At 73.7% G+C, this 6,662-nt stretch carries 6 protein-coding genes; 5 read left to right on the top strand and 1 reads right to left on the bottom strand.

The window, feature by feature from the left end:
- Window positions 1-169: 169 nt before the first annotated feature.
- The gene (locus ASD06_RS05160) at window positions 170-1,057 is read right to left on the bottom strand and encodes a universal stress protein (protein ID WP_056674181.1); all 888 of its coding nucleotides are present in this window, start codon (window positions 1,055-1,057) and stop codon (window positions 170-172) included.
- A 232-nt stretch (window positions 1,058-1,289) separates the two neighbouring features.
- Between ASD06_RS05160 and ASD06_RS05155 the strand changes: the two genes are divergently transcribed.
- The 5 genes from ASD06_RS05155 to ASD06_RS05135 all read left to right on the top strand — a co-directional run bounded on the left by ASD06_RS05155 (window position 1,290) and on the right by ASD06_RS05135 (window position 6,660).
- Window positions 1,290-2,306 (top strand): iron ABC transporter substrate-binding protein, encoded by a 1,017-nt coding sequence (locus tag ASD06_RS05155; protein ID WP_056674178.1) that lies wholly within the window; start codon window positions 1,290-1,292, stop codon window positions 2,304-2,306.
- A gap of 38 nt (window positions 2,307-2,344) precedes the next feature.
- A complete protein-coding gene (locus ASD06_RS05150) occupies window positions 2,345-3,904 on the top strand; it encodes an iron ABC transporter permease (RefSeq protein WP_056674175.1) in 1,560 nt (519 codons plus the stop codon).
- Window positions 3,901-4,929 (top strand): ABC transporter ATP-binding protein, encoded by a 1,029-nt coding sequence (locus ASD06_RS05145; RefSeq protein WP_056674172.1) that lies wholly within the window; start codon window positions 3,901-3,903, stop codon window positions 4,927-4,929. The genes ASD06_RS05150 and ASD06_RS05145 overlap by 4 nt, the downstream gene beginning before the upstream one ends.
- Window positions 4,930-4,993: 64 nt before the next feature.
- Entirely contained in the window at window positions 4,994-5,407 is a 414-nt protein-coding gene (gene panD / locus ASD06_RS05140) for an aspartate 1-decarboxylase (RefSeq protein WP_056674169.1), read from the top strand.
- The gene (locus tag ASD06_RS05135) at window positions 5,404-6,660 is read left to right on the top strand and encodes an AGE family epimerase/isomerase (RefSeq protein WP_056674166.1); all 1,257 of its coding nucleotides are present in this window, start codon (window positions 5,404-5,406) and stop codon (window positions 6,658-6,660) included. The genes panD and ASD06_RS05135 overlap by 4 nt, the downstream gene beginning before the upstream one ends.
- Window positions 6,661-6,662: the final 2 nt, after the last annotated feature.

Below are 6,662 nucleotides of genomic sequence, written 5' to 3'. Positions count from 1 at the left end.
AGGGCGGTGTTCTCCATGCCCACCAACCTAGAAGAGACCACCGACAGCCATGTCAGTTGTTGCCGCAGCAACTTCTCTCGCTACGCTCGCCGGTAGGGGGCTGCGCCAGGGCGCGCTCGGCGTCGGACGGCGTCAGATCACGCACGCTCGCAGCATGCCAGCGCCGCCCTCAGCGCGCGACGACCACCGGGCAGCTCGCGCGGTGCAGCACCCCGCGGCTCACCGAGCCGAGCAGCAGGCTCGCGAAGCCTCCGCGGCCCCGGCTTCCCACCACGAGCAGCTCGGCCGACTCGCTCGCGCGCACCAGGGACGTCGCCGGGTGGCCCTGGACGAGCACCCAGCGCACCTTGACGTCCGGGTAGCGCTCCTGCCACGGCGCGAGGGTGTCGCGCAGCAGCTTGCCCTCGGCCTGGTCGACGTCCTCCCAGGCAGCCATCAGCGGCGGCGCGACGAGCGTGTCCATCCACCACGTGTGCACGGCGGTGATCTCCGCGTCGCGCTCGGCGGCACGGGCGAACGCGTACTCGAGCGCGCGCTGCCCCTGCGGCGCGTCGTCGACGCCGACGACGATGCCGGAGCGCAGTCGGTCGGCGTCCGCGGGAGTGTGGACGACGGCCACCGGGCTCGCCGCGTGCGCCGCCACGGCCAGCGACACCGAGCCGAGCGCCAGGTCGTGCAGCCAGCCCGCGCCGTGCGCGCCCACCACGACGGTGTCGGCGCCGTGCGAGGCGTCGACGAGCATGCCGGACGGCGAGCCAGCCGCCGTCGTGGTGCGCACCTCGAGGTCCGGGTGGGTGCGGCGCAGCTGCTGCTGGGTGTGCTCGACGAGCGCCTCGGCGGCGTCGCGGCGCGCCGCCTCGATGGCCATGAGCTCCTGGCCCGGCAGCGGCAGCCCGCCGGCCCGCGGGTAGACGGTCTCCCACGGGTACGCGTGCAGCACGTGCAGCGGTAGCCGGCGGCGCGTCGCCTCGCCGGCAGCCCACGTGACGGCCAGGTCGCTGACGGTGGAGCCGTCGATGCCGACGACGATCTCGCGGGCGGTGGGGCTGGTGGTCATGGTGGTCCTCCCTCGGCTCGACCCTGCCGGTCGCGGGCGCCGGATCGCAGGGCCAATGGTCCCGGCGCCGGTTTGGTCGGTGACCGGGTCAGCCTCTACCCTCGACTTAGGTGAGCCTCACCTATGTTGCCTCACCGGACGACCCCCTGACCCTCCCGTCGTGAGAGAGAGTGCCGTGCGCCTGCGTCCTACCCCCGTCCGTCAGCGAGCCTCCCGCCGTCCTGGCCTGCGCGTGGCCGCCGCCGTGGCGTCCGTCGCCGCGGCCGGCCTGGTGCTCGCCGCCTGCGGTGGCGGCTCCGGCGCCGCGTCCGGCGGTGACAAGCCCACGCTGACGCTCTACAACGCCCAGCACGAGGACCTCATCAAGCTGATGGTCGACGGGTTCACCAAGGACACCGGCATCAAGGTCCAGATGCGCAACGGCGAGGACTTCGAGCTGGCCAACCAGCTGGTGCAGGAGGGCTCGGCCTCGCCGGCCGACGTGTTCCTCACCGAGAACTCGCCCGCCATGACGCTCGTCGACGGCAAGGGCCTGTTCGCCACGGTCGGCTCCGAGGCGCTGTCGAACGTGCCCGAGCGCTACACGCCGTCCGACAAGAGCTGGGTCGGCTTCGCCGCCCGCGCCACGGTGCTCGCCTACAACCCCACGCAGGTGAAGGACGCCGAGCTGCCGGGTTCGCTGCTCGACCTGGCCGACCCGAGGTGGAAGGGCAAGGTCGGCATCGCGGCCGGCGGCGCGGACTTCCAGGCCATCGTGAGCGCCGTGCTGGCGCTGAAGGGCGAGGCGGCGACCGAGCAGTGGCTCAAGGGCCTGAAGACCAACGCGAAGATCTACCAGGGCAACGGTGCGGTCATGCGCGCGGTGAACTCCGGTGAGATCGCGGCTGGCGTCATCTACCACTACTACTGGTACAAGGACCAGGCCGAGGCCGGTGACAACAGCAAGAACGTCAAGCTGCACTTCTTCGGCCACCAGGACCCGGGTGCGTTCGTCAGCGTCTCGGGCGCCGGGGTGCTGAAGTCCAGCAAGCACCAGGACGAGGCGCAGCAGCTCGTCGCCTTCCTCACCTCCGAGAAGGGGCAGAAGATCCTCGCCGACAGCGACGCCCTCGAGTACCCCGTGGGCAGTGGTGTGCCCGCCAACCCCGCGCTGCCGCCGCTGAAGAGCCTGGACGCGCCCACGCTCGACGTGGCGTCCCTCAACGGTCCGCAGGTCGTGGAGCTGATGCGCCAGGCGGGTCTGCTCTGAGCGCCTCCCTCCCCGCGATCGACGCGCCGTCCGCCCCGGTGAGGGGGCGTGCGGCGCGTCGCCGTGCCGACGCGCGCGGACGGCGTCCCCCGGCTGTCGTGCTCGGGCTGTCGCTGCCGGTGCTCGCGCTGGCCCTCGTGCCCCTCGTGTTCGTCGTCGTCTACGCCGTGAGCACCGGGTGGGACGAGGCGTGGCGCCTGCTGGTGCGGCCCCGCGTGGGCGAGCTGCTCGTCAACACCGTGCGGCTGGTGGTGGGCGGTGTCGTCGCCTCCGCCGTGATCGGGACGGCGGCCGCCTGGCTCGTCGAGCGCACCCACCTGCCGGGGCGCCAGGTCTGGAACGCGCTGCTCGTCGCGCCGCTGGCGGTGCCGGCGTTCGTCAACAGCTACGGCTGGGTCTCGCTGACGTCGAAGGTCGAGGGCTTCGCCGGCGCGGTGCTGATCGTGACGATGTCGTACTTCCCGCTGGTCTACCTGCCGGTCGCGTCCACCCTGCGTGGTCTCGACCCCGCGCTGGAGGAGACAGCGGCCGCCCTCGGCCACGGCCGGTGGCGCACCTTCTGGCGCGTGGTGCTGCCGCAGCTGCGCCCCGGCCTGCTCGGCGGCTCGCTGCTCGTCGGCCTGCACCTGCTGGCCGAGTTCGGTGCCCTGCAGCTGTTGCGGTTCCCGACGTTCACCACGGCGATCTACGACCAGTACCGCTCGTCGTTCAACGGCCCGGCGGCCAACATGCTCGCCGGGGTGCTGGTGCTCTGCTGCCTGGTGCTGCTGCTCGGTGAGCAGCGGGCGCGCGGGCACGCCCGGCTGGCCCGGGTCGGCAGCGGCGCCCGGCGGCAGATCGAGCGGGTGCGACTCGGCCCGTGGCTGCCGCTCGCCCTGCTCGCCCTGGCGCTGCTGGCCGTGCTGGCGCTGGGCGTCCCGGTGGCGAGCCTCGTGCACTGGCTGGTGTCGGGCTCGTCCACCGCCTTCCCGGTGGGCTCGCTCGTGTCGACCACGGTGACGTCGCTCGCGCTCGGCGCAGGGGCCGCGGCCCTCACGGTGGTGGCCGCGCTGCCCGTGGCGTGGCTCGCCGTCCGCTACCCGCGCTGGACCACCACGCTCATCGAGCGCGGCACCTACACCGCCAACGCGCTGCCCGGCATCGTCGTGGCGCTCGCGCTGGTCACGGTGGCGATCCGGTTCGCCCAGCCGGTGTACCAGACCACGCTGCTGCTCGTGCTGGCCTACGTGACGATGTTCCTGCCGCGCGGGGTGGTCAGCGCGCGAGCGGCGATCGTGCAGGCCCCGCCGATCCTCGACGACGTCGCGCACTCGTTGGGCGTCAGCCGGTGGGGCACGTTCCGCCGGGTCTCGCTGCCGCTCATCGCTCCGGGGCTGGGTGCCGGCGCGGCGCTGGTGTTCATCGCCGTGGCCACCGAGCTGACGGCCACGCTGCTGCTCTCGCCGATCGGCACGCAGACGCTCGCCACCCAGTTCTGGAGCAACAGCAGCAGCATCGCGTACGGTGCGGCGGCGCCCTACGCCGCGATGATGATCCTCATCTCGCTGCCGGCGACGTTCCTGCTCACCCGCGAGGCCCGGAGGTCGTCCACCGCATGATGTCGGTCACCGTGCACGGCCTGCAGAAGAGCTTCGACGACCTGCCGGTGCTCGTCGGCGTCGACCTGGAGGTCGCGCAGGCCAGCACCACGGCGGTGCTCGGGCCGTCCGGCTGCGGCAAGACGACCCTGCTGCGGCTGGTCGCCGGCTTCCTGCGCCCGGACGCCGGCCTGATCCGCCTCGGCGGTGAGCTGGTGGCCGATCCCACGACGGCCGTGCCCACCGAGCGGCGCCGGGTGGGCTACGTCGCCCAGGAGGGCGCGCTGTTCCCGCACCTCGACGTCACGCGCAACATCACCTTCGGCCTCGACCGCCGCGCGCGCCGCTCCGGACGGCGGGTCGAGGAGCTGCTCGACCTCGTCGGCCTGCCCGCCGGGGTGGCCCGCCGCTTCCCGCACGAGCTGTCGGGCGGCCAGCAGCAGCGGGTGGCCGTGGCGCGCGCGCTGGCTCCCGAGCCGCGCGTGGTGCTGCTCGACGAGCCGTTCTCCTCCCTCGACGCCGGCCTGCGCGAGGAGACCGGACGCGCGGTCATCCAGGCGCTGCAGGCGACGGGAGCCACCGCGATCCTCGTCACCCACGACCAGGACGAAGCGCTGTCGCTCGCCGACCAGGTCGCGGTGATGCGCTCAGGCCGCGTGGCGCAGGTCGGCACGCCGCGCGAGGTCTACGAGGCGCCGGTCGACCGCGGCGTGGCCGAGTTCGTCGGGGCCGCCGTGGTACTGCCTGCCGAGGTCTCCGGCACCACCGCCAGCTCAGCGCTCGGCGACCTGCCCCTGGTCGGTGAGCCGTGGTCCGGTAGCGGGCTGGTGCTCGTGCGCCCCGAACAGATCGCGCTCGCGTCGGCCGAGTCGGCACCGCTGCGCGCCCGCGTGGTCGAGGTCAGCTACCACGGGCACGACGCGTCGGTGCGGCTGCGGCTGGAGCCCGCGGACGTCGAGGTGCTGGCGCGACTGCCCGGCAGCACCGCGCCGTCGGTCGGCGAGCTCGTGGGCGTCACGGTCAACGGCCCGGCTCGCCTGCTCTGAGCGGCCTCGCGACCCGCACTACCCTGGGGGCGAACTGCCCGCGCCCTGACGAATCGGACCCCTGATGCTGCGCCCCATGCTGCTCGGCAAGATCCACCGCGCCACGGTCACCGAGGCCGACCTGCACTACGTGGGGTCGCTCACGCTCGACGCCGACCTGCTCGACGCCGCCGGGCTGCTCGCGGGCCAGCAGGTCGACGTCGTCGACGTCACGAACGGCGCTCGGCTGACGACGTACGTGATCGAGGGCGAAAGGGGCAGCGGCGTGGTGTGCGTCAACGGCGCGGCGGCGCACCTCGTGCACCCGGGTGACGTCGTCATCGTCATCGCCTACGGCCTGCTCGATGACGCCGAGGCGCGTGACCGGGGGCCGCAGGTCGTCTTCGTCGACGAGGCCAACCGCATCGTCGAGCGCGGCACCGACCCGGCGGACGTGCCCGACGGTTACGGCCTGCGCACCTCCGGCGTGCTCGTGTGACGGCGTTCCTCGACGCCGAGGGGCGGCGCCTCCTGCGGTTCGCCGAGCAGGCGGTCGACCCGCGCGGCGGCTTCGGGTGGCTGGACGACGACGGTCGGCTGGACGCGTCCCAGCCGCTGCACCTGTGGGTCAACGCGCGCATGACGCACGTGTTCGGCCTGGGCGAGCTGCTCGACGTCCCGGGCGCCGGAGCCCTCTGCGACCGCGGGCTGGAGGCGCTCACCGGCCTGCTGCACGACGACGAGCACGGCGGCTGGTGGTCAGCGGTCGACGCCGACGGCAAGCCCACGCAGACGCGCAAGAGCGCCTACGACCACGCGTTCGTCCTGCTGGCGGCCAGCACGGCCGTGCAGGCGGCACGACCTGGCGCGAAAACCCTTCTGCGCCAAGCCATCGACGTCATCGAGCAGCACTTCTGGGACGACGACGCAGGGGCTCTCGTCGACACCTGGGACGCCGCGTGGTCGGCCCCCGAGCCCTACCGGGGCGCCAACGCGAACATGCACGGGGTCGAGGCGTTCCTCGCCGCGGCCGACGCCACGGGCGACACCGTCTGGCTCGCGCGCGCCACCCGGATCGCCGATCGGCTCGTGGGCCGAGAGGCCCGCGCGGCCGGCTGGCGCGTGCCCGAGCACTACGCCGCCGACTGGACCCCCCAGCCCGACTACGCGCGCGACAGCCCGGCTGACCCGTTCCGCCCCTACGGCGCCACGATCGGGCACGGCCTGGAGTGGTCGCGGCTGCTCGTGCACCTCGATGCCGCGTTGGCGCTGCACGCCACCGGCGCCACCGATGCCACCGGCGCCACCGGCGCAGTGACCACCGAGGTCGCCGCCGAGCCGTGGCTCGTTCCCGCCGCGTGCGCGTTGTTCGACACCGCGGTCGGCGAGGGGTGGGCCGCCGACGGCAACCCGGGGTTCGTCTACACCGTCGACTGGGACGGCGTGCCCGTGGTGCGCCAGCGCATGCACTGGGTGGTGGCCGAGGCCATCTCGGCGGCTGCGGTGCTCTACCAGGTCACGGGCGAGGCCAGGTACCGCGAGCACTACGAGGAGTGGTGGCAGTACGCCCGCGAGCACCTGCTCGACGACGCGCGGGGCAGCTGGTGGCACGAGCTCGACCCCGACCAGCGGCCGGCGCACACCGTGTGGTCGGGCAAGCCCGACGTCTACCACGCGCTGCAGGCCACGCTGCTGCCGCGCCTCCCGCTCGCGCCCAGCCTCGCCGCCGCGCTCGCCGCTCGCCGCCGGTGAGC

Origin of the sequence: Angustibacter sp. Root456 (genome assembly GCF_001426435.1) — a bacterium.
Classification (GTDB): Bacteria; Actinomycetota; Actinomycetes; order Actinomycetales; family Angustibacteraceae; genus Angustibacter.
The sequence above is the reverse complement of the archived record's forward strand: the minus strand, read 5'-3'. Positions and strand labels throughout refer to the sequence as shown.

Bases quoted from the DNA above. Each gene is read 5' to 3' on its own strand.
- ASD06_RS05145 (WP_056674172.1), top strand. From the start codon at position 3,901: ATGATGTCGGTCACCGTGCACGGCCTGCAGAAGAGCTTCGACGACCTG.
- ASD06_RS05160 (WP_056674181.1), bottom strand. From the start codon at position 1,057: ATGACCACCAGCCCCACCGCCCGCGAGATCGTCGTCGGCATCGACGGC.
- panD (WP_056674169.1), top strand. From the start codon at position 4,994: ATGCTGCGCCCCATGCTGCTCGGCAAGATCCACCGCGCCACGGTCACC.